The 20865-nt window shown below is 65.5% G+C and carries 19 protein-coding genes; 4 read left to right on the forward strand and 15 right to left on the reverse strand.

Annotation, left to right across the window (positions count from 1 at the left end):
* Window positions 1-4 precede the first annotated feature (4 nt).
* The 6 genes from msbA to ACFOSU_RS11335 form a co-directional block, all read right to left on the reverse strand.
* Window positions 5-1741: a lipid A export permease/ATP-binding protein MsbA gene (msbA, locus tag ACFOSU_RS11310; protein WP_380689645.1), complete on the reverse strand. Its 1737-nt coding sequence runs from the start codon at window positions 1739-1741 to the stop codon at window positions 5-7.
* A gap of 41 nt (window positions 1742-1782) precedes the next feature.
* A complete protein-coding gene (locus tag ACFOSU_RS11315; RefSeq protein WP_380689647.1) occupies window positions 1783-2184 on the reverse strand; it encodes an ExbD/TolR family protein in 402 nt (133 codons plus the stop codon).
* Window positions 2181-2792: a MotA/TolQ/ExbB proton channel family protein gene (locus ACFOSU_RS11320; RefSeq protein WP_380689649.1), complete on the reverse strand. Its 612-nt coding sequence runs from the start codon at window positions 2790-2792 to the stop codon at window positions 2181-2183. Before ACFOSU_RS11320 ends, ACFOSU_RS11315 begins: the two co-directional genes overlap by 4 nt.
* Window positions 2793-2885: 93 nt before the next feature.
* Window positions 2886-5189, reverse strand: a complete 2304-nt coding sequence (locus tag ACFOSU_RS11325; protein WP_380689651.1) for a DNA internalization-related competence protein ComEC/Rec2 — start codon at window positions 5187-5189, stop codon at window positions 2886-2888.
* 166 nt (window positions 5190-5355) lie between these two features.
* Complete coding sequence (lolD, locus tag ACFOSU_RS11330) at window positions 5356-6078, reverse strand: lipoprotein-releasing ABC transporter ATP-binding protein LolD (protein ID WP_380689653.1); 723 nt, start codon at window positions 6076-6078, stop codon at window positions 5356-5358.
* Window positions 6071-7321, reverse strand: a complete 1251-nt coding sequence (locus ACFOSU_RS11335) for a lipoprotein-releasing ABC transporter permease subunit (protein ID WP_380689655.1) — start codon at window positions 7319-7321, stop codon at window positions 6071-6073. Before ACFOSU_RS11335 ends, lolD begins: the two co-directional genes overlap by 8 nt.
* 79 nt (window positions 7322-7400) lie before the next feature.
* On the opposite strand from ACFOSU_RS11335, the gene ACFOSU_RS11340 reads away from it, so the two are divergent.
* The 4 genes from ACFOSU_RS11340 to mfd are packed head-to-tail and all read left to right on the forward strand — an operon-like array spanning window position 7401 to window position 13284.
* Window positions 7401-7811, forward strand: coding sequence for a hypothetical protein (locus tag ACFOSU_RS11340; protein ID WP_380689657.1), 411 nt, complete (start codon window positions 7401-7403; stop codon window positions 7809-7811).
* The gene (locus ACFOSU_RS11345) at window positions 7808-8851 is read left to right on the forward strand and encodes an agmatine deiminase family protein (RefSeq protein WP_380689659.1); all 1044 of its coding nucleotides are present in this window, start codon (window positions 7808-7810) and stop codon (window positions 8849-8851) included. Before ACFOSU_RS11340 ends, ACFOSU_RS11345 begins: the two co-directional genes overlap by 4 nt.
* Window positions 8848-9732, forward strand: coding sequence for a carbon-nitrogen hydrolase (locus ACFOSU_RS11350; protein WP_380689661.1), 885 nt, complete (start codon window positions 8848-8850; stop codon window positions 9730-9732). Before ACFOSU_RS11345 ends, ACFOSU_RS11350 begins: the two co-directional genes overlap by 4 nt.
* A gap of 60 nt (window positions 9733-9792) precedes the next feature.
* Window positions 9793-13284, forward strand: coding sequence for a transcription-repair coupling factor (gene mfd, locus ACFOSU_RS11355; RefSeq protein WP_380689663.1), 3492 nt, complete (start codon window positions 9793-9795; stop codon window positions 13282-13284).
* A gap of 52 nt (window positions 13285-13336) precedes the next feature.
* On the opposite strand, the gene ACFOSU_RS11360 is transcribed toward mfd, so the two are convergent.
* Genes ACFOSU_RS11360 through cysM form a run of 9 tightly spaced genes read right to left on the reverse strand, consistent with a single transcriptional unit; the run spans window position 13337 to window position 20843 of the window.
* The gene (locus ACFOSU_RS11360) at window positions 13337-14098 is read right to left on the reverse strand and encodes an S-methyl-5'-thioinosine phosphorylase (protein WP_380689665.1); all 762 of its coding nucleotides are present in this window, start codon (window positions 14096-14098) and stop codon (window positions 13337-13339) included.
* A gap of 8 nt (window positions 14099-14106) precedes the next feature.
* Window positions 14107-14691, reverse strand: coding sequence for a hypoxanthine-guanine phosphoribosyltransferase (locus ACFOSU_RS11365; RefSeq protein WP_380689667.1), 585 nt, complete (start codon window positions 14689-14691; stop codon window positions 14107-14109).
* Window positions 14688-15944 carry a mechanosensitive ion channel family protein gene (locus ACFOSU_RS11370; protein ID WP_380689669.1) on the reverse strand — a complete coding sequence of 419 codons (1257 nt, stop codon included), beginning with the start codon at window positions 15942-15944 and terminating at the stop codon, window positions 14688-14690. The genes ACFOSU_RS11365 and ACFOSU_RS11370 overlap by 4 nt, the downstream gene beginning before the upstream one ends.
* Window positions 15945-17003 (reverse strand): beta-N-acetylhexosaminidase, encoded by a 1059-nt coding sequence (gene nagZ / locus ACFOSU_RS11375; RefSeq protein ID WP_380689671.1) that lies wholly within the window; start codon window positions 17001-17003, stop codon window positions 15945-15947.
* On the reverse strand, window positions 16996-17490 hold the full coding sequence (locus ACFOSU_RS11380; protein WP_380689673.1) for a L,D-transpeptidase family protein: 495 nt from the start codon (window positions 17488-17490) through the stop codon (window positions 16996-16998). The genes nagZ and ACFOSU_RS11380 overlap by 8 nt, the downstream gene beginning before the upstream one ends.
* A complete protein-coding gene (locus ACFOSU_RS11385) occupies window positions 17487-17960 on the reverse strand; it encodes a CYTH domain-containing protein (protein ID WP_380689675.1) in 474 nt (157 codons plus the stop codon). Before ACFOSU_RS11385 ends, ACFOSU_RS11380 begins: the two co-directional genes overlap by 4 nt.
* Window positions 17961-17965: 5 nt before the next feature.
* A complete protein-coding gene (gene rlmD, locus ACFOSU_RS11390; protein ID WP_380689677.1) occupies window positions 17966-19300 on the reverse strand; it encodes a 23S rRNA (uracil(1939)-C(5))-methyltransferase RlmD in 1335 nt (444 codons plus the stop codon).
* The gene (locus ACFOSU_RS11395) at window positions 19297-19938 is read right to left on the reverse strand and encodes a hypothetical protein (protein ID WP_380689679.1); all 642 of its coding nucleotides are present in this window, start codon (window positions 19936-19938) and stop codon (window positions 19297-19299) included. Before ACFOSU_RS11395 ends, rlmD begins: the two co-directional genes overlap by 4 nt.
* Complete coding sequence (gene cysM, locus ACFOSU_RS11400) at window positions 19935-20843, reverse strand: cysteine synthase CysM (RefSeq protein WP_380689680.1); 909 nt, start codon at window positions 20841-20843, stop codon at window positions 19935-19937. Before cysM ends, ACFOSU_RS11395 begins: the two co-directional genes overlap by 4 nt.
* Window positions 20844-20865: the final 22 nt, after the last annotated feature.

Genomic DNA, 20865 nt, shown 5'->3' on the forward strand with positions numbered 1-20865 from the left:
TAAACTAACCCGGCCGCGCGAACTGGATATCGTGCAGACCGCGGTAGTGGCCGTCCTTTGCCATGAGCTGCGCGTGGGTGCCCTGCTCCACGAGTTCGCCGTCGTGCAGCACGACGATGCGATCGGCGTCCTGAATCGTGGACAGGCGATGGGCGATGACCAGCGTCGTGCGATTGCGCATCAGATTGTCCAGGCCTTGCTGGATGGCGCGTTCGGACTCGGTATCCAGGGCCGAGGTCGCTTCGTCCAGGATCAAAATCGGCGCATCCTTGAGCAGCGCCCGTGCGATCGCGATGCGCTGGCGCTGGCCGCCCGAGAGCATGATGCCGTTCTGGCCGACGCGTGTGTCGTAGCCGTCGGGCAGCGCCTCGATGAAATCCGCGGCATAGGCACGCTGGGCGGCGTCCTCGATGGTCTTGCGATCGGCGCCGCCGAGCACGCCGTAGGCGATATTGCCCGCAATCGTGTCGTTGAACAGGACCACGTTCTGGTCGACGAGACTGATCTGGCTGCGTAGATCGGCCAGCCGGTATTCGCGCAGTTCGTGGCCATCCAGATGAATACTGCCCTGCTGGTAATCGTAGAAACGCGGCAGCAGCGACAACAGTGTCGACTTGCCGCTGCCCGACCGGCCGACGAAGGCCACCGTCTGCCCCGGCTCGACCTCGAAATCGATATTCCGCAGCACGTCTTCGTCGGTGTCGCCATATCGAAAATACAGCCCCTGTGCACGAATCCGGCCCTGCGCTCTGTCGATGGTCCGGGTGCCGCGGTCCAGTTCGACCGGCTCGTCGATCAGTTCGAAGATCGCGCCCGCCGCCGCCATCCCGGACTGAATGGTCGCGTTCACGCTGGTCAGGCGCTTGATCGGGCCCATCATTGCCATCATCGCGCCGAAGAACGCGGCCAGATCGCCCGGCGACATGATGCCGCCACCGGTATCGCGCACGGCCACCGCGACAACGAACGCCACCGCAAACGCGGCAATCATCTGAATGATCGGCACGCTCGCCGCGCTGGTGGTCGCCTTGCGCATCGACATCCGCCGATTGCGCTCGTTGATGCGGTCGAATCCGCGGCGCTCGTGTTCCTCGCCGCCGAACACCTTGACCACCCGCTGGCCGGTGAGCACTTCTTCGCTGATATGGGTGATATCGCTGATCGACTGCTGAATGCTCACGCTGTAGCGCCGAAAACGCTTGGATACATAGCTGACGATCACGGCGATGATCGGCCCCACCAGCAGCGTGATCAACGCCAGCGACCAGTTGATCCAGAACATCAGAAAAGTGAAGCCCACGATCCGTAGCGAATCCTGAACCATGATCGTGATTGCACTGGTTGCGGCGCCCGAGATCTGGCCAGTGTAGTAGGTCAGCTTTGCCGTCGTCTTGCCAGTCGAGTTGGCGTCGAAGAAACTGGAGGGCAGACGCAGAAACTGAGCGAAGATATCGCTGCGGACCTCGTAGATCACCCGGTTGGACACCCAGGACATGCCGTAACTCGAGGCAAAGCCGAACACGCCGCGAAACAGGAACAGGGCGAGCATGAACGCCGGGATCCAGCGGATCATCCACGGATCGCGGTCGACGATACTGCCGTCGAGCAACGGCTTGAGGATATAGATCAACGCCGTATCGGTGGCCGCATAACCGGCCATGCCGACCGCGGCGAGCCCCAGCCAGCGCTTGTGCGTCCAGGTATAGCGCAGCAATCGCGGATAGATCTCCCCGATCGGCATGTCTGTTTCGATCTTCTTGCGCGCCAAAGCTTTCCCTGTGTTCAATGTGCGCGTGTGGCGATATCCACACGCGCGAAACCGGCGGTCGACGCCGCATCCATGACCCGCACCACGGCCTGATGCCGGGCATCGCCGTCGGCACGCACGCGCAGTGACCGCTGCGGGTATTGTGCCCGCAGCGCCCGCAGTGACGCGACCAACTGCGTGGCCGGGACCACGTGGCCTTCGATTTGATAACGACCGTCGCGACTGACATTGATGGTCAGATCGGTCGGCGTGGCCTCCGGCTGGGCCGCGCTCGCCGCCGGCAACTCCAGCGTCAATTCCTGCTCGTCCACGAATCGCGTCGACACCATGAAAAAGATCAGGAGAATGAACACGACATCGATCAGCGGCGTGAGATTGATCGACGGCTCGTTGTCGCCGCGCCTGACGAACCTCATCGCGCGAGCGTTCGCCGCTGGGCTTCGATCAGGCGAGACGCCATCTGTTCGAGCATCAGACCCTGCTGCTCCACGCGGCCGATGAAGTAACGATAGGCGACGAGCGCTGGAATCGCCACACACAGACCGGCCGCGGTGGTGACCAGCGCCTGACCGATCCCGCCCGCCAGCGCCTGCGCATCACCCAGACCGGCCTCGGTCATGGCAGAGAAGATATGAATCATGCCGGCCACGGTACCCAGCAGCCCGAGCAGCGGCGTGACCGCGGCGATCGTGCCGAGTGTGTTCAGATAACGGGTCATCTCGTGGGCGGCCCGACGGCCGGCCTCCTCTATGCGTTCCCGCCGCACGTCGATGGCCGCGTCGCGACAGGCCACCACTTCGGCCCAGACCTTGCCGAGCGGACAATGTGCTTCGAGTGCCTGTCGGTCGGCAGCAGTCAACGGCGCGCTGCGGGCGAGCTGCGTCATCTGCGCGGTTAACGACGAGGGCGCGACCCGCTCCGTGCGCAGCATCCAGGCGCGCTCGATGACGATCGCCAGTCCGATGACCGAACACAACGCGATCGGCAGCATCAGCCAGCCCCCCGCTGCCAGCATGTCTCCCATGCAGCTTCTCCAGCCCGTCAAGCAATCGGGCATCATAATCGTGCCGGCCGGCGCGGGCCAGCCGGGCGGCCCCGGCGCTTTTTCCGAGACGGCTCAGGGTGCCTGCCAGAAACGCCGATGGATACCGCGCCAGCGGGTGAGCACGACCGCCCCGCCGGCGGCCGGCACGTTCAGTTGCAATGCGCCGCCGGTGGCTGTGTTCGCCAGTTCGGCGCCCACCGAGCGCAGTCGCGTCACGACGGCAGGCGCCGGGAATCCCCACTGGTTATGCCAGCCCGCGGAAATGAGTGCATAACGCGGCGATACCGCGTCCACGAAAACCGGCGAGGACGAACTCGCGCTGCCATGGTGTGCGACCACCAGCGCAAGGGCCGCCAGCCTGGCCGGCGCTTGCGCGACCAGTGCCCGCTCTGCCGACGCCTCGATATCGCCGGTGAGCAGGCTTGCGCCGCCCGCGCCTTCGATACGTAGAACGCAGGATCGCTGATTGGTAGTGGGAGCAGCGCGTGCCTGCGCGGGCGTCGGATAGACAAACTCGAATACGACGCCATCCCAAAGCCAGCGCTGGCCGGCCACGCAGGGGCGGCGACTGCGAGCGCCCTGCCGCTTCAGCACGGTCAATGCGTTCTCGATTGCCGCCGCGCCGCCGATATGGTCGGTGTCGGAATGACTGACGACCAGTCGATCCACGCGTGGGCGGCCGACGTGCCGCAGATACGGCACCACGAATGCATCACCGGCATTGAAACCGGTTCGATACGCCGGCCCGGCATCGAACACCAGGGTATGTGTGCGTGTACGCACCACCGTCGCCAGCCCCTGTCCGACGTCGAGCACGGTCAAGCGGTAGGCACCCGGCCCGATTGCCGTGTTTGCGGGCCGCCAGCCGGCCACCGCCGGCACGAGCAGGATCAACGCCAGCCATCGCCCAGGCAGGCCACGCGGCATTGCCAGCAGCACCAGGCCGGCCAACGCGAGTAGCAGCGCTAGCGGCCCGGGCAGCGCCAGATGAACCGCAGCCAACGGCCAGTTCGCCGCGGCCACCAGCCCGCCCCAACCGAACTCCAGCAAGCGCGCCATGGCCAGCAGCAGCGGCCCGCCGATCGCCGGCACGAGACAGGCCATCAGCGTGACTGCCAGCAGTACCGGCACGGCCACGGCCGCCAACGGAATGAGCAGCGCGTTGATCAGCGGTGAAATCAGCGATGCCTGGCCAAAGAACCACAGGGTCAACGGCATCAGACCCGCGACCAGCCCGAACTGGAGTCGCAGGAACACACGGGCGCGCGAAGCGCGTGCACCCTGGCCGAGATAAAGCAACCAGGCCACCGCGCCGAAGGACAGCCAGAACCCCGGGGCGATGACCGTCGCCGGATCCCAGGCGACCACCGTGATCGCGGCGAGCGCCAGCATTCGACTCGGCGCTACCACCCGCATTGCGGCCACCGCGTACAAGCCGACGGCCACCATCACCAGCGCGCGCTGTGTGGGCAAGGCAAAGCCGGCCAGCAGCGCGTAGCCCGCGCCACCTGCGAATGCGAACAGCGCGGCCAACGGCCCGGCCGCCACCGCGGGCCAGAGGCGCAGCAGCAGCCAGCGCGCAAGAAGATACAACAGGGTCGCGATCAGACCGATATGCAGGCCGGATATCGCCACCAGGTGCGTGGTGCCGGTGGTGCGCAGTACCGTCCATTGACTATCGCTGATGCCCTGACGCACGCCCAGAGTCAGGGCTTCGATGATGCCGCGCATGGGCGAATCGCCGAGGATCGCATCGAGTCGCGCTACCGCGTCTGCGCGCAACCGGTCGGTCCAGCCGCCCGCCCACGCCAAATCGCAATGGCCGCGCTCCTTCACATAACCGGTGGCATCGATGCCGCGACGCCATAACCAGGCTTCGTAGTCGAAGGTGCCCGGATTGGCGGAGCCGTGCGGGGTTTCCAGCTTGGCTTTCACCCGCAGACACTGGCCGGGCACAAGCGCCGGCGCGTCGTCGTACCAGGACAGCCGCAACCGATGCGGCGCGCGATCGCGCTCCAGCACGAAACGCGTACGAAAAGCGTTGTGTTCCGGCAGGCCGACGACGTGGCCGCTCACCCACACGACCTCGCCGCTGCGGGTAGCCGGCCATCGATCCTGCAACTGCTGCTGGGCGAGAAAACTGGACCAGGCGATCGTGATCAGGCATACCGCGACGAGCATGCGGCCGGGGAACCGCCACAGACAAAACGCAAGACCAAGCGCGATCGGCCAAAGATGCGGCGGTGCGGGCTGGCAATAGACCACACCCGCGCCGCCCACGACGGCCAGCGCCATCAGGCGGGGATCACCGTCCGATGCCGCCATCTGGCGACGCGCACGCGACAATACGCGCACCGAAGCGCGCACGTCAGTCATCGTGCGATGTCCCCGCGCAAAAGGGCCGCATACGCGCGCCTTTATATTGTTCTTGTTATTGCCCTACGCACCCTATCGAATCCACAGGGCATCACGCTATAGGGGCGTCAACTGGCGGGACAGCCGTCGAGCGCGCGGTGGCCGGACTCGGCTCGGCCGGACGACGTCAGGCCAGATCGGCGGCCTGGGCCGGCGCCAGCCGCCCTTCGGACAGCGTCCAGACCTGGTCCATGCGCTGGGCCAGGGTACGGTCGTGGGTGACCATTACCAGGCTGGTGTTCAGCGACTCGTTGAGTTCGAGCATCATGTCGAACACGCTGGCCGCCGTGCGGTGGTCGAGATTGCCAGTCGGCTCGTCGGCCAGAATACAGGCCGGTCGCGTCACCAGCGCGCGTGCGACGGCCGCCCGCTGGCGCTCGCCACCGGACAGTTCGGTCGGCTTGTGATCCAGACGATCGCCCAGGCCGACTTTCTCCAGCAGCTCGCGGGCCGCGTCCAGTGCCGGTTTGCTCTTGCCGCGACGAATCAACAGCGGCATCGCCACGTTCTCCACCGTGGTGAACTCGGGCAGCAGGTGATGGAACTGGTAGATGAAACCGAGTTTTTCGTTGCGAAGCTTGCCACGCGCAGCATTGGACAGACGCGTCATGTCCTGTCCGCCGATCCGGATATGGCCGGTCGTGGGCGTGTCCAGGCCACCGAGCAGATGCAGCAACGTCGATTTGCCCGAGCCGGAGGCGCCGATCACGGCGATCCGGGCGCCGGGCGCGACTTCCATATCGATATCCCGCAGCACCGTGACCGGCTCGCGGACCTCGGTGAACGTCTTGGACAGATTCGAGCAGGCGAGCACGCTGTAATCTTCGGTCTTTATCGGCGCATCATTCATAGCGCAGAGCCTCGGCCGGCTGGACCCGCGCCGCACGCCAGGCCGGGTAAAGCGTGGACAGAAAGGACAGCACCAGCGACAGACCCATGATGCGTACCACGTCGACTTCGTGCAGTTCGGCCTTGAGCTGGCTGATGTAGTAGACGTCCGCCGACAGCAGATCGGTGTTCAGCACCTTCTCCAGAAACGGCACGATATGCTCGATGTTCACGGACAGCAGCACGCCCAGCGCCACCCCGATGCCGGTGCCGATCACGCCGATCAGCGAGCCCTGCACCATGAAGATCGCCATCACCGAGCGCGGGGTCAGGCCGAGGGTGCGCAGGATCGCGATATCGCCCTGCTTGTCGGTGACTACCATTACCAGCATGGATACGATATTGAAGGCCGCCACCGCGATGATCAGCGACAGGATGATGAACATCACCGTCTTCTCGGTTGCGATGGCGTGAAAGAAATTCGCGTGCTGGCGGGTCCAGTCGGACACTCGCTTGCCCGGCGGCAACATCACTTCCAGCTGGCGGCTCACATTCGGCGCGTCGAACATGTCCTTCAGGTGCAGCCGCAGCCCGGTGACGCCCTGGCCCATGTGATAGAGCGTAGCGGCATCGCCCATGTGAATCATGACCATGCCGCGGTCGTATTCGTACATGCCGACTTTGAAGATGCCGCCGACCGTGAAGCGTCGGAAACGCGGCACGATGCCCGCCGGCGTAATGTTCGCGGTCGGGATCATCAGATCCACCTTGTCACCGACATCCACCCCCAGCAGTGCTGCCAGTTCAGCGCCGATCACGATGCGGTACTTGCCGTCCTTCAGGGAATCGAAACTTCCCGCCACCATGTGGCTGGACACATCCGAAACGTCCTTCTCTTCGTTCGGCAGCACGCCGCGAATAAGGGTGCCGGACAGGCTGCGGCCACTGCGCAACATGCCTTCGCCACTGATGTAGGGCGCCGCGCCGTTGACATCGGACACCCGCGTGTCGACCTCTTTCTTGAGACCCTGCCAGTCCTCGAGGGAGCCGCGACCGCTGGATATCTCGACGTGCGATGCCATGCCCAGGATCCGGTCGCGCAACTCCGCCTCGAATCCGTTCATGACGGACAGCACCGTGATCAGCAACATCACCGCCAGCGCAATTCCGCCCATGGATATGGACGAAATGAAGGAGATGAAATGGTTGCGTCGCTTCGCCCGGGTGTACTTCAGGCCGACGTAGAGTTCGAGAGGTCTAAACATGGGCGCGCATTAAAGCATAATGGTGCACTACGGCGCAGGGACTGGGCAGCGCCGGGATTGCACCGAGGGGAACAATGACATGCGCATGAGAACCTATCCGCTGGCTTTAGTTCAGCTCGCCGGGCTGATTTTCATCAGCTGCGGCTACGCACAGAGCGACGATTACGGCGCGTCCGACGAGGTCACGCACGGCACCGTGCTTGAAATGCCCGCCGCGCACGCGCCGGCACAGGCGGCCGCGCCAGCGCCCGAAACCGCGCCGGACGCCGCACCCCGCACACCGCCGCGTGGCATGACCATGAACCACGTGCTGGCCGGCTACGGCCCGCCGGTCACCCGTCACACGCCGGTCGGTGATCCGCCGATCACGCGCTGGGACTATCCCGGCTATCGCCTGTATTTCGAGTTCGATCATGTTCTGCATGCCGTGATACCCGACGATCCGGAAGCGATCGCCCATGCCGACGAACTGACCGGAAGCGACCCTTGAGCGCACGCCGGCTGCCGCCCGAATGGGCGCATCAACAGGCGATGTTGCTGGTATGGCCCCGCGACGGCGGCGACTGGGGCAATGGTCTCGCCGCGGCGCGCGATGTAAGCGCGGCCATGGCCGCGGCCCTGTGCAAGCGCCAGCAGGTCATTCTTGTCTGCGCCGACGACGAGTGCGCCTACAGCATTGCAGCGCATCCGCTACTGGCCGAACTCGGCCACGCCCGCCTGAAGGTGGTCCAGGTCGCCAATGACGATATCTGGGCCCGGGATACCGGCCCGCTCACCGTCATCGAAAATGGCGCACGGCTGTTTCTGGATTTTCGTTTCGACGGCTGGGGCGGCCAGTTCGACGCCGGTCACGACGACCGTCTGACCGCTGCGCTCCATGCGGCCGGCGCATACGGCGCAGGCACACTCGAACGCCGTGAACACACCCTCGAAGGCGGCAGTATCGAGGTCAACGGTGACGGCGCCCTGCTGACCACCGAACGCTGCCTGATCGCCGGGCGTCGCAATGCAAATATCGATCGCGATGCGGCCCAGTCCCTCCTGGCGAACGCGTTCGGGGTGGATACCGTCCACTGGCTCGCCCACGGCGATCTCATCGGCGACGACACCGACGGCCATATCGATACCCTGGCCCGCTTCGCCGCCACAGATACCATCGTCTATCAGGGCTGTGACGACCCGGCCGATGCCCATCACGCCCCGCTGACCGCGATGGCGGCCGAACTCGCCGCGCTGCGCGATCGTCACGACACGCCCTATCGGCTGGTCGAGCTGCCACTGCCCGCGCCGATTCACGACCCCGACGACGGCCACCGGCTGCCGGCCGGCTATGCCAATTTCCTCATCGCCAACGGCTGCGTGCTCGCGCCAGCGTTCAACGACCCGGCGGACGAGCCCGCCCATGCGATTCTTGCCGGCTTGTTCCCGAATCGCGAGATCATCCCGATCGACAGCCGGGCCTTGATTCGCCAGCACGGTGGCCTGCACTGTGCGGCCATGCAGATTCCCGCAATACCGTCAGCCTCATGACTATCCCCGACACCGTACGCGTCGCTGTGGCGCAATATGCCTGCACGCCCGATCCCGCGGTCAATCTCGAGACCGCGCTCGATCATATCCAGCGTGCCGGTGAAGCCGGCGCCCAGCTCGTGCTGCTGCCGGAACTGCACAACACGCCGTATTTCTGTCAGCGCGAGGACCCCGCGCTGTTCGATCTGGCCGAGCCGATTCCCGGTCCGTCGACCGAGCGCCTGGCCGACGCGGCACGCGCAGCCGGCGTGGTCGTGGTGGCGTCGCTGTTCGAACGCCGCGCTGCCGGGCTGTATCACAACACGGCCGTGGTGCTCGATACCGATGGCTCCATCGCCGGACGCTATCGGAAGATGCATATTCCGGACGACCCGGAATACTACGAAAAATATTATTTCACCCCCGGCGATCTGGGCTTTACCCCCATCGACACGTCGATCGGGCGCCTGGGCGTGCTCGTGTGCTGGGACCAGTGGTATCCGGAAGCCGCGCGGCTCATGGCCCTGGCCGGCGCCGAACTGCTTGTCTACCCGTCCGCGATCGGATGGGACGACGCCACCGACGACGCCGACGAACAACACCGCCAGCTCGACGCCTGGCAGGGCGTGCAGCGCGGCCACGCCATCGCCAATAGCCTGGCCGTGGTCACCTCCAACCGGGTCGGCGTCGAAGGCGACGCCGGCACCGAGATCCGTTTCTGGGGCCACAGCTTCGTGTTCGGCCCGCAGGGCGAGACGCTGGCCGAGGCCGGCGAGGACAGCGCGTTGCTGGTCGCCGATATCGCCCGATCGCGCACGGAAGCCCTGCGTCGTATCTGGCCGTTCATGCGCGACCGGCGTATCGATGCGTTCGGCGATCTCGTGCGCCGGTTTCGCGATTAGCCGAATAACGCCCGCAACGCCCTGCGCCGCCACCGCGACTGTGCAATAATCCGCGCCCTCGTGGCTGAAAAAACGCATAACTCGACCCGTCAGAGCGCGCTCACTCCGCCTGCGCTCGTTCCCGGTGCACAGGATCGCTGGCAGGGTCTGGCCGGCTGTGCCAGCGCGATCGCGCTCGCCGCCGCGGCCCAGGCCAACGCGCATCTGACCGTCGCCGTCGTGGCCGACGAGCACCGTGCTTACCGCCTCGAGGAAGAACTGCGCTTCTTCGCCGACGCAGACCTGGCGGTGCGCCATTTCCCGGACTGGGAAACCCTGCCCTACGACGTGTTCTCGCCGCATGCGGACATTGTCTCGGAACGGCTGGCGCTGCTGCACGCGCTGCCCGGCATGGAACGTGGCGTGCTCATCGTGGCCGCCGATACCCTGCTGCAGCCGCTGCCGCCCACCGAATTCGTAGACGCCCGCGCGATGGTATTCGGGGTCGGCGACCGACTCGACTTCCATGCCCTGCGCGCGCGCCTGGAAGCCGCCGGCTATGCCGCGGTCTCGGAGGTGCGCGTGCACGGTGAATACGCGATCCGCGGCGCGGTGATGGATCTGTTCCCGATGGGCGCGGACACGCCCTATCGGCTGGATCTGTTCGACGACGAGATCGACACCATCCACGCGTTTGATCCGGATTCGCAGCGTTCCACCGACAAGATCGAATCGATCCGCCTGCTGCCGGCCCGCGAGTTCCCGCTCGACGAGGGCGCCATCAAGGCGTTTCGCCAGCGCTATCGCCAGCGTTTCGAGGGCGATCCCGGCCGCAGCGTGATCTATCGCGATGTCTCGCGGGGCATTCCGCCCGGCGGCATCGAATCCTATCTGCCGTTGTTCTTCGACACCACCGCGTCGTTGTTCGATTATCTGCCCGAAGCCTGCGGCATCGTCGAACTCGGCGACGTCGATACCGCGCTCTCCACGGCCTGGTCGACGATCGAATCCCGTTACGAACAGCGCAGCGTCAATCCGGAACGGCCGCTGTTGCGCCCCGAAGAAGCGTTCGTGACCCGCAAGGCCCTGCGCTCGGGGCTGGACGCACGCACGGCCGTGCGCCTCGACGCCGACGATCTCGCCGAAGGCGCGGTGTTCGACGCCGCCCCGGTGCCCACGCTGACATCGACGGATATCGCCGCCACCGGCCGTGCGCTGCGTGATTTCTTCGAGAAGTTCGAGGGCCGCCTGCTGATCACCGGCGATTCGGCTGGCCGAAGAGAAGCCCTGCGCGACTGGCTCACCTCGCTGGGCATGGCCCCGGCACGGGTCGAGAACTGGCCCGAATTTCTCGCCCACAACAAGCATATCGCGGTGACCAGCGCGCCGCTGGAAGCCGGCTGTGTGCTCGCCGGCGACGGCGTCGCCATCATCGCCGAGAGTCAGCTCACCGGCAGCCGGCCGCCAGCCAAGAAACGCCGGCGCGTCACCCGCGACCCGGAAACCGCGATCCGCGAACTTACCGATCTCGCGCCGGGCGCACCGGTCGTGCATCAGGACAATGGCGTGGGCCGCTATCGGGGCCTGCAGAAGCTGACCGTCGGCACGGTCGAGAACGAGTTCGTCACCATCGAATACGCCGGCGGAGATCTGCTCTATGTGCCGGTCGGCTCGCTGCATCTGGTGCATCGCTTTACCGGTGCGGACGCAGAGACCGCGCCACTGCACCGCCTGGGCGCCGATCGCTGGGCCAAGGCGCGCAAGAAAGCCGCCAAGCGCGCCACCGACGTGGCCGCGGAACTGCTGGAAATCCAGGCCCGACGCGCGGCGCGCGAAGGCGTGTCGATGGTCGCGGATCCGGCCGATTACGCCCGTTTCACCGCCGGCTTCCCGTTCACCGAAACCCCCGATCAGCAGCGCGCCATCGACGAGGTACTCGCCGATCTGGGCAAGGCCACGCCCATGGATCGCGTGGTCTGCGGCGACGTCGGTTTCGGCAAGACCGAAGTCGCGCTGCGCTCGGCCTTCGCGGCGATCTCCGCCGGCTACCAGGTCTGCGTGCTGGTCCCGACAACCCTGCTCGCCCAGCAGCATTATCAGAACTTCGCCGATCGCTTCGCCGACTGGCCGATCAAGGTCGCCGCGCTCTCCAGGCTGCGCACCGGCAAACAGCGCGACGAACTGCTGCAGGAGATGGCCGAGGGCAAGCTGGATATCGTCATCGGCACCCATCGCCTGCTACAGAAGGATATTCGCTTCAAGAAGCTGGGTGTGCTCATCGTCGATGAGGAACATCGCTTCGGGGTGCGCCACAAGGAACGCATCAAGAGTCTGCGCGCGCAGGTCGATCTGCTCACTCTCACGGCCACGCCGATCCCGCGCACGCTCAACATGAGCCTGTCGGGTCTGCGCGACCTGTCGATCATCGCCACGGCGCCCGAATCACGGCTGGCTATCCAGACCTTCGTCTCGCGCCAGGACAACGCCCTGATCCAGGAAGCGGTACGCCGAGAGATGCGTCGCGGCGGCCAGATCTACTACCTGCACAACAAGGTCAAGGACATCGAGCGCAAGGCGCGTGATCTGGCCGAGATCGTGCCGGAAGCCCGTATTCGCATCGCCCACGGCCAGATGCACGAGCGCGAACTGGAAGCGGCGATGCTCGATTTCTATCATCGCCGTTTCGATATCCTGCTGTGCACCACGATCGTGGAATCCGGCATCGATGTGCCGAGCGCGAACACCATCATCATCGACCGGGCCGATACCTTCGGTCTGGCCCAGCTGCATCAGCTGCGCGGGCGCGTCGGGCGTTCTCATCACCGTGCCTATGCCTATCTGCTCACGCCGGAACAGTCGCTGATGACCCCCGACGCGCAGAAGCGCCTCGACGCCCTGGCGTCACTCGGCGATCTCGGCGCGGGGTTTGCGCTGGCCACCCACGATCTGGAAATCCGCGGCGCGGGTGAGCTCCTGGGCGAAGGTCAGTCCGGCCAGATCCAGGAAATCGGCTTCGATCTCTACCGGCAGATGCTGGACCGCGCCGTCGGTGCGTTCAAGCGCGGCGAAGTGCCGGAAGCCGACGCCGAAGAGCTGATGTCCGCCACCGAGGTGGAACTGGGCGCCACCGCTCTGCTGCCCGAGGACTATATCCCCGACGTGCATATGCGTCTGGTGCTCTACAAGCGCATCAGTGCGGCCAGGGATCACGGCGCCCTTCGTGCGCTCAAGGTCGAGTTGATCGACCGTTTCGGGCTGCTGCCCGAAGCTACGGAAACGCTGTTTGCCGCGACCGCGATCAAGCTGATGGGCAGCCCGCTGGGTATCGCCAAGATCGAGGCCGGCCCGGACGTCGGGCGGTTGAACTTCTCGCGCAACAGTCGCATCGATCCGCGCAAGCTGATCGCCCTGGTGCAGGCCGATGCCCGCGCCTATCGTCTGGAAGGCGACGCCCGGCTGGTGTTCTTTGCCGACATGGAAGACGTGGAAACCCGTATCGATCGGGTACAGACCCTGCTGGGCAAGCTCGGCGCACCCACCGAGAACGAGACCGAGGCGGCACTCAGCCGCTAGCAATCAGGCGTGCAGGCCTTCGGACGCCGCCCGGCATAACACCGACAGTGTTCTACAGCTGCGGCAGGGTCTGTTCGAGCAAACGCTCGATATCGACCATGCCCTGCGCCAGGGTCGCCTCGATCTCGGCGTGGATCGCGGTACCGCCGCTACGCCCGGCCGCCTTGTTGACCACCACCGCGCAGCAGGCGTAGTCCAGCCCGGCCTCACGTGCCAGCGCGGCTTCGGGCATGCCCGTCATGCCGACGATATCGCAGCCGTCACGCTCCATGCGGTCGATCTCGGCCGCGGTTTCCAGGCGCGGCCCCTGGGTGACGCCGTGCACGCCGGAGCCGGCGGGATCGAGCCCGGCCGCTTCGGCGCCGCGGATCAGCGCCTCGCACAGGGGCGTGGCGTACGGCGTGGTGAAATCGATATGGTCGAGAACGCCGCCGTCGGGATCGTCGTAGAAGCTGTGGGCGCGCCCCCAGCTGTAGTCGATGATCTGATCGGGAATCACGATACGTCCCGAGCGCATGGGCTCGGTGATGCCGCCGACCGCGGCGATGGCGATCACCTGCCGGCAGCCGGCATCGGCCAGCGCGCGGATATTGGCGCGGTAGTTGATGCGGTGCGGCGCAAGCTTGTGGCCGGGCCCGTGGCGCATGACGAAACACACATCTCGAGTCGCCAGCCGCCCCCGCAGCAACGGCCCAGAGGGTGGGCCGAACGGCGTGTCTGCAGTGCTCGGCTGCTGAGCGTCATCCAGACCGGCAAGTGCCGCGAGCGCGGTGCCGCCGATGATGCCGATCGGCGCATTGTCCTGTACCGCCATGACAGCGCTCAGCCGCGCTTGGGATCGGCGTTGTTCGCGACCGCGTAGACCGCCGGCAGCTGGCGGAAATAGCCCTTGTAGTCCATCCCGGCGCCGAATACGTAGCGGTCCTCGATATAGGAGCCGACGATATCCGCCGATACACCGGACGCACAGCGATCGTGATCCTTCTTGAGCAGCATTGCGGTGGTGACCGATGCCGGGCCCTGGGAGTGCAGCGTGTTGAGAATCGCCTCCAGCGTATGCCCCTCGTCGAGAATATCGTCGATGATGAGCACGTGCCGATCGGCCAGGCGCAGCGACGGACATACCTTCCAGACCAGTTCACCACCGTCGGTTTCGCCGCGATAGCGGGTAGCGTGGAGATAGTCGAATTCGAAGGCGAAATCCAGCCGCTTGGTAATTTCCGCGGTCGGCTGCAGGCCACCGATCATCACGCACATGACCAGCGGGTTCTTGTCCGCCAGCCGCTCGCGGATCTCGTCGGCCATCCGGTCGTAGCATTCAACGAGTGTCGGCTCGTCGATCAGACAATCGGCCTGCACCCGCATGGCACATGCGTCTTCATATCGTTCCTGGTCAAAACCGCTCATGCTTCGCCTTCACCTTCTTCGCTGGGGCTATCGGGGCCCTGGGTGTGTTCTGCGCGCTTGTTCTCACGGGACACCGCCCGTTTGCGCTCGGATTGTACCTTGTTGGGGTCTATTTCTTCCTGGCGGTCGTCGTCGCCATGCTCGGCCCGGGCGATTCGCAGCTCGCCGGGCACCTGCAGCGTCGTGGTCGGATACGCAATCGCCGCGCCATGCTCGCGCACGGTGTCCTGTACTCGCTGCAACACGCTCTGCTTGATCGCCAGGAACTCCGCCCAGTCGGTGGTGTGGGTGTAGCAGTAGACCAGGAGCTTGATCGCGCTGTCGCCGAAGCTGTCGATGTACGTCAGGATTACCTGATTGCTGTCGATCGCCTCGTCCTTGTCGAGCATGCCGCGCACGGATTCGACGATATCCGGAATGGCGGCGGCGTCGTCATAGCGTACCGCCACCGTCTCCATGATCCGGCGGTGGGTCATGCGCGACGGATTCTCCAGCGCCACCTTGGAAAAGACCGCGTTGGGCACGTACAGCGGGCGCATGTCGAAGCGCCGTACCGTCGTTGCCCGCCAGCCGATGGCTTCGACCACACCCTCGATATCCTGCTCGGGCGAGCGAATCCAGTCGCCGACCGAGAACGGCCGGTTGAGATAGACCGTGAGCCCGCCGAATATGTTGGCCAGCACGTCACGCGCGGCAAAACCGATGGCGATGCCACCGGCGCCCGAAAACGCCAGCAGCGCCGACGGCGACACGCCCAGCACCTGCATGATCAGCAGGGCCGCCGTAATCAGCACGGCGATGCGCAGCAGCTTGCCGATGGCGTCCGCCGTGGTCGCGTCGATGGCATTCTCGCGGGTGGCCGCACGCGAGAGCGCATTGGAGCCGATCGAGCTGATCAGCCGAAACAGGAACCACACGAACAGTCCGACCAGGATCAGCCCCCGCAATTCCACTGAATAGGCCAGCCAGGCCAAGCCTTCATCGGGGCGCCCCAGGCGCACGGCGATCGAAAGCCCGACCACCCAGATCAACCCCTGCAATGGGCCGTTGAAGCTGTAGTAGAGCGCGTCGTCCCAGATGTTGGTGCTGCTGCGCACGCGTCGCCCGAGCCAGGAAAACAGTCCGCGGGTGATCAGATCCAGCAGCCCGGTAATGAACACCACACAGAAGATATCCAGCGCCACGCCCCAGTCGGCGCGCAGGCTCAGATATTCGTCGATGACGCGCTGTAAGAGTTCCCCCAGCGCGCCCATTCAGGCCCCGCCGCCGGCTTCCTGCGCGAGCCGCGCATTCAATTCGGTCGCGGCCTGCCAACGGGCGCTGTCCTCCAGGGCTGCATCGGAATCGTCCACCCCTTGCCGACAGGCCGCATGCAGATGCTCGCGCCGCAGACAGGCGGCTTCGTCGTCGCACAGGACCGCATCCAGCAGCGCCAGCACCGCATCGCGGTTGTTGCAGACCGGCACGTAATCACAGCCAGCGGTCTGGGCCAGGCGGGCGCGCTCGCGGTAGTCGCCGATGGCGGCGGCGCCGCCCATGCTCAGGTCATCGCAGAATATGCAGCCGTCGAAACCGATCTCCGCCCGCAGCACCTGCGCTATCCAGAACCGCGACAGGCTGGCCGGCAGCGAGTCGACGGCCGGATAACGCACATGCGCCATCATCACCGACTCCAGACCGTCCGCGACCAGCGCGGCGTACGGCGCGACATCGTCGGCCATCCGGGCCCGATCACGCTCGTCGCTGGGCAATTCCGCGTGCGAGTCGGCGGGCACATAGCCGTGACCGGGAAAATGCTTGGCGGTGGCGACGCTGCCCGCCCCGCGCAGACCCTGGGCCAGCGCGCGGGACAGCGCGATCACGGTGTCGGCATCACCGGCGAAGGCGCGGTCGCCGATCACCTCGGAGAAGCCGTAATCCAGATCGACGACCGGGGCCAGCGGCATGTCGACGCCGACCCGCGCGAGTTCCACCGCCAGCAGCCAGCCGATCTCACGCGCTGCGGTGATCGCCGCCGCCAGATTGCGCCGTGCCAGATCGCCTATCGCGCGCATCGGCACGACCGGCGTGAAGCCCTCGCGAAAACGCTGAACCCGCCCGCCTTCCTGATCGGCCGTGATCAGAAGATTCGGGCGCACGTCCCGCATCGCGGCCGTCAACTCGGCGAGCTGCTCACGATTATCGAAATTGCGCGTGAACAGAATCACGCCGCCGACAGCTCGATGACTCAGCACCTGCGCATCGGCATCGGTCAGGCGGGTACCCGCCACATCCACCAGCAAGGGCCCCGGGCGATACACGCCGTCATTCATGAATCAGAACCTTTGTGCCGGCTTCGACACGTTCGAAAAGATCGATGACATCGCTGTTGGTCATCCGGATACAGCCAATGGAGCCGGGCTTGCCCATGACTGCCGTGTCTGCAGCCCCATGAATATAGATGAAGCGGCGCATGGTATCCATGCCACCAAGACGATTGCGCCCGACCTCCTCGCCGCAGAGCCAGAGGATACGTGACAGGATCCAGTCAGTCCGCGGCGCGGCCTTGGCCAGCTCCGGGGAATAGATCTCGCCGGTGGGGCGCCGCCCCTTGAACACGGTGCCCACGGGCGCGTCGGCACCGATCTTGGCGCGGATACGGTGCGCGCCGCGCGGCGTCTGGTGGCTGCCTTCGAATTCGCCGGCCCCCTTCGCCGCGGTCGACACGTCGTAGGCCTTGATTTCGTGGTCCTGCCCGTCGAGCAGTACCAGACGCTGCGCATGCAGGTCGATATCGATATGAACTGCGTCTTCGTTCATTGCTTCCATTGTCCGTAGGGCGCGAACGCGAGGGCGTGATTGTAATAGCGTGAGTCGTCGGATACCTCTTCGCCGAGCCACGGCGGCTGTTCGAACGCCTCGTCTTCGGAAGACAATTCGATTTCGGCTACGACCAGCGGCGCATTGGCGCCCGTGAACACGTCGATCTCCCAGGTATGGCCGGCGTGACGCACCCAGTGGCGCGTCTTGCGAACCGGCGCGGCCACGCACAGATCAGCAAGCATTTCGCGTGCATCGGCCAAGGCGATCGGATACTCGTATTCGGCGCGTGTCGTGCCGACCACCGCGGCCTTGATGTTGATATTCGCCGCCTCGCCCTCGATTCGTATCCGCACCGAGGCCGGGCCGTCGCCACACAGATAGCCCTGCTCGAAATCTTCGCTGGCATGGGCATGATCGCGCCAGGCGTCGCTGGTCACCAGAAACTTGCGTTCTATCTCGGTTGCCATCCGTGTTATCTCTCACCCCGCTCGAAGACCGCCATCGACTCGATATGCGCCGTATGCGGGAACATGTCCATGACCCCGGCGTGGGTCAATCGGTAGCCGTACTGATGCACCAGCATTTGTGCGTCGCGGGCCAGGGTCGCCGGATGACATGAGCAGTAGACGATGCGTGACGCACCGCTGGCGGCGATCTGCGGCAGGATCTCAGCGGCCCCCGAGCGCGGCGGATCGATGAGTATCTTGTCGATCGGCTGGTCGAGCCACGCAGGCTGGGCTTCGGGCTCGAACAGATTGGCCACATGGGCTTCGATGTTGTCGGCGCCGTTACTGCGCGCGTTGGCTTTTGCTCGTTCGACCAGCGATGCCTCGCCTTCCACGGTGATCACCCGACGCGCCGAGCGTGACAGCGGAATCGAGAAATTACCCAGGCCCGAGAACAGCTCGAGCACCGTCTCGCTGGACTGCACATCCAGCAGCGCCAGCGCCTGGTCGATCATCCGGGCATTGATGCCGGCATGAATCTGCACGAAATCGTTGGGCTGAAAATAAAGCCGCGCGTCGTAGGCGGGCAGATCGTAGTAAAGCGCCGGCGCGTCGGCGCCCAGCGGCACGATGGTCTGCTCGTTGCCGGGCTGCAGATAGATCGAGAAATCGTGCTCGCGGGCGAAGGCGGCGAGCAGGTCGCGGTCGGCGGCGTTGGGCGGGTCGAGCACCCGGAACACCAGCGCGACGACATTGTCGGCGGCGGCGACCTCGATCTGCGGCAGCCGTTCCCGGATCGACAGGCCGTCGATCATCTGCGCGAGCGCGACCAGCCGGCTGCCCACCGAATCGACCAGCACCTCGCATCGCCGTAGCAGCGCGATGAACGGCGCCCCGCGCTCGCGAAAGCCGACCAGGGTGCCGCCTTTTTTCTCGACGTACTTGACCCCGAGACGCGCGCGTCTGCGATAACCCCAGCGAGCGTCGATCAGCGGCGCGAGGATCTGCTCCGCCTCGACCTTGCCGACGCGGGTCAGCGCCGACAGCAGCTGGTTCTGCTTGAACTCGAGCTGGGCATCGGCGTCGGCGTGCTGGAGCGCGCAGCCCCCGCATACGCCGAAATGCGCGCACTTGGGCGTGACCCGGCGAGGCGAGGTGGAGAACAATGTCTCCAGCGAGGCTTCGTCGAAGCCGCGCTTGCGACGGGTGGGCCGGTAGAGCGCCCGCTCGCCCGGCAATGTATCGGCCACGAATACCGCCTTGCCGTCGACGTGGCCCACGCCGCGGGCGTTGCTGGCCAGATCCTCGATATCGACAATGCCGCGTTCAGCGGGTTGGCGCCGCCGCTGCCGGCGACTCATGCGGGCTCGGGCGTGTGCGGGCGCGCCAGCGCGCGTTCACGCGCGGCCCGCTCACCGGCGGTGAGCTCGCCCCGGCAAGTCTGCCAACGCAGCCACAGCCGATAGCGATTGCAGGCGATTGCCCGCAGTCGTGCGCCCGGAGAGGCCGCGCTATCCACAGCCGGCAGCCCGGTAAGCGTGATGATATCCCGCTCCGTGTCGGTCGACGGATGTTCAGCGTCGACCGCGAGGCTTTCGGCCAGTTCGAAGACACGGCTGTGACGAGTCGACAGCCGCAGCGGGCGATCGTGCATGAACGCGCGCATGCCCAGCAGTTCCATGTCTTGCGTATCCCACAGGACGAGCGTCCCGGCCGCCGTCGACAGCTGTTGCTCGAGCCTATCCAGCATCGCGGCTTCATCGCCGCTGCCGTCGATATCCACGACCCGGATATCGCCGCCGTCGTCGACGATGGCGACCACCTGACGGATCGCCAGCAGATAGGCCGGCAGACGCAGATGTCCGAGCCGCTGCATGCGCATCTGCTCGAAGGCACGGGTCACGCCCGCATCGTCGAGATCCGCGTAGTCGTGCAGGCGCCGCACAGCCGCGATATCCAGCGCCGTATCCAGCGCCAGCACGACATCAGCCGCGCTCATGGTTTGTCGTAGACGCCGGTAGACAGGTAACGATCACCGCGGTCGCAGATGATCATCGCGATGGTCGCGTTCTCGACTTCCCGGGCCACGGTCAGGGCCGCGAATACGCTGCCGCCGGATGACGGGCCGGCGAAGATGCCTTCCTCGCGCGCCAGCTTCTTCATTGTGGTTTCGGCGTCCTTCTGGTCGACGTCGATAACGCGATCGACGCGCTCCGGCTCGAATATGCGGGGCAGATACTCCGCCGGCCAGCGGCGGATGCCGGGAATCTTGGATTCGCCGGCCGGCTGTACGCCGATGATCTGGATATCCGGATTCTGTTCCTTGAGATAACGCGAACAGCCCATGATCGTGCCCGTGGTACCCATGGTGGCCACGAAATGCGTGATCTGACCGTCGGTGGCGTTCCACAGCTCCGGCCCGGTGGTTTCGTAGTGAGCGCGCGGATTGTCTGGGTTGGCAAACTGGTCGAGCACCAGGCCCTTGCCGTCACGCCCCATCTGCGCGGCCTGATCGCGCGCGCCTTCCATGCCGTCCTGTTCGGACACGGAAATGATCTCGGCGCCATAGGCGCGCATGGAGGCGCGTCGCTCCTCGCTCATGTTCTCGGGCATGAGCAGAATCATGCGGTAGCCCTGCATCGCCGCGACCATCGCCAGCGCGATGCCGGTATTGCCGCTGGTCGCCTCGATCAGGGTGTCGCCCGGCCTGATATCGCCGCGCTCGGCGGCCCGCTGGATCATGCTGTAGGCCGGCCGATCCTTGACCGAGCCGGCCGGGTTATCACCTTCGAGTTTCGCCAGCAGCGTATTGGACGCATGACAGGAACTCTGGCCGGGCAGTCGCTGCAGACGCGTGAGTGCGCTGTTACCGACGAAATGATCGAGCGTAGGATATTTTTTCATCCGCGGATTCTAGCAGCGCGAA

The sequence above is a fragment of the Salinisphaera aquimarina genome (assembly GCF_042643355.1).
Lineage (GTDB): Bacteria > Pseudomonadota > Gammaproteobacteria > Nevskiales > Salinisphaeraceae > Salinisphaera > Salinisphaera aquimarina.

Excerpts from the sequence above, each read along its gene's own strand:
- msbA (WP_380689645.1), bottom strand. The coding sequence starts at position 1,741 with ATGCCGATCGGGGAGATCTATCCGCGATTGCTGCGCTATACCTGGACG.
- ACFOSU_RS11315 (WP_380689647.1), bottom strand. The coding sequence starts at position 2,184 with ATGAGGTTCGTCAGGCGCGGCGACAACGAGCCGTCGATCAATCTCACG.
- ACFOSU_RS11320 (WP_380689649.1), bottom strand. The coding sequence starts at position 2,792 with ATGGGAGACATGCTGGCAGCGGGGGGCTGGCTGATGCTGCCGATCGCG.
- ACFOSU_RS11325 (WP_380689651.1), bottom strand. The coding sequence starts at position 5,189 with ATGACTGACGTGCGCGCTTCGGTGCGCGTATTGTCGCGTGCGCGTCGC.
- lolD (WP_380689653.1), bottom strand. The coding sequence starts at position 6,078 with ATGAATGATGCGCCGATAAAGACCGAAGATTACAGCGTGCTCGCCTGC.
- ACFOSU_RS11335 (WP_380689655.1), bottom strand. The coding sequence starts at position 7,321 with ATGTTTAGACCTCTCGAACTCTACGTCGGCCTGAAGTACACCCGGGCG.
- ACFOSU_RS11340 (WP_380689657.1), top strand. The coding sequence starts at position 7,401 with ATGCGCATGAGAACCTATCCGCTGGCTTTAGTTCAGCTCGCCGGGCTG.
- ACFOSU_RS11350 (WP_380689661.1), top strand. The coding sequence starts at position 8,848 with ATGACTATCCCCGACACCGTACGCGTCGCTGTGGCGCAATATGCCTGC.
- ACFOSU_RS11360 (WP_380689665.1), bottom strand. The coding sequence starts at position 14,098 with ATGGCGGTACAGGACAATGCGCCGATCGGCATCATCGGCGGCACCGCG.
- ACFOSU_RS11365 (WP_380689667.1), bottom strand. The coding sequence starts at position 14,691 with ATGAGCGGTTTTGACCAGGAACGATATGAAGACGCATGTGCCATGCGG.
- ACFOSU_RS11370 (WP_380689669.1), bottom strand. The coding sequence starts at position 15,944 with ATGGGCGCGCTGGGGGAACTCTTACAGCGCGTCATCGACGAATATCTG.
- nagZ (WP_380689671.1), bottom strand. The coding sequence starts at position 17,003 with ATGAATGACGGCGTGTATCGCCCGGGGCCCTTGCTGGTGGATGTGGCG.
- ACFOSU_RS11380 (WP_380689673.1), bottom strand. The coding sequence starts at position 17,490 with ATGAACGAAGACGCAGTTCATATCGATATCGACCTGCATGCGCAGCGT.
- ACFOSU_RS11385 (WP_380689675.1), bottom strand. The coding sequence starts at position 17,960 with ATGGCAACCGAGATAGAACGCAAGTTTCTGGTGACCAGCGACGCCTGG.
- rlmD (WP_380689677.1), bottom strand. The coding sequence starts at position 19,300 with ATGAGTCGCCGGCAGCGGCGGCGCCAACCCGCTGAACGCGGCATTGTC.
- ACFOSU_RS11395 (WP_380689679.1), bottom strand. The coding sequence starts at position 19,938 with ATGAGCGCGGCTGATGTCGTGCTGGCGCTGGATACGGCGCTGGATATC.
- cysM (WP_380689680.1), bottom strand. The coding sequence starts at position 20,843 with ATGAAAAAATATCCTACGCTCGATCATTTCGTCGGTAACAGCGCACTC.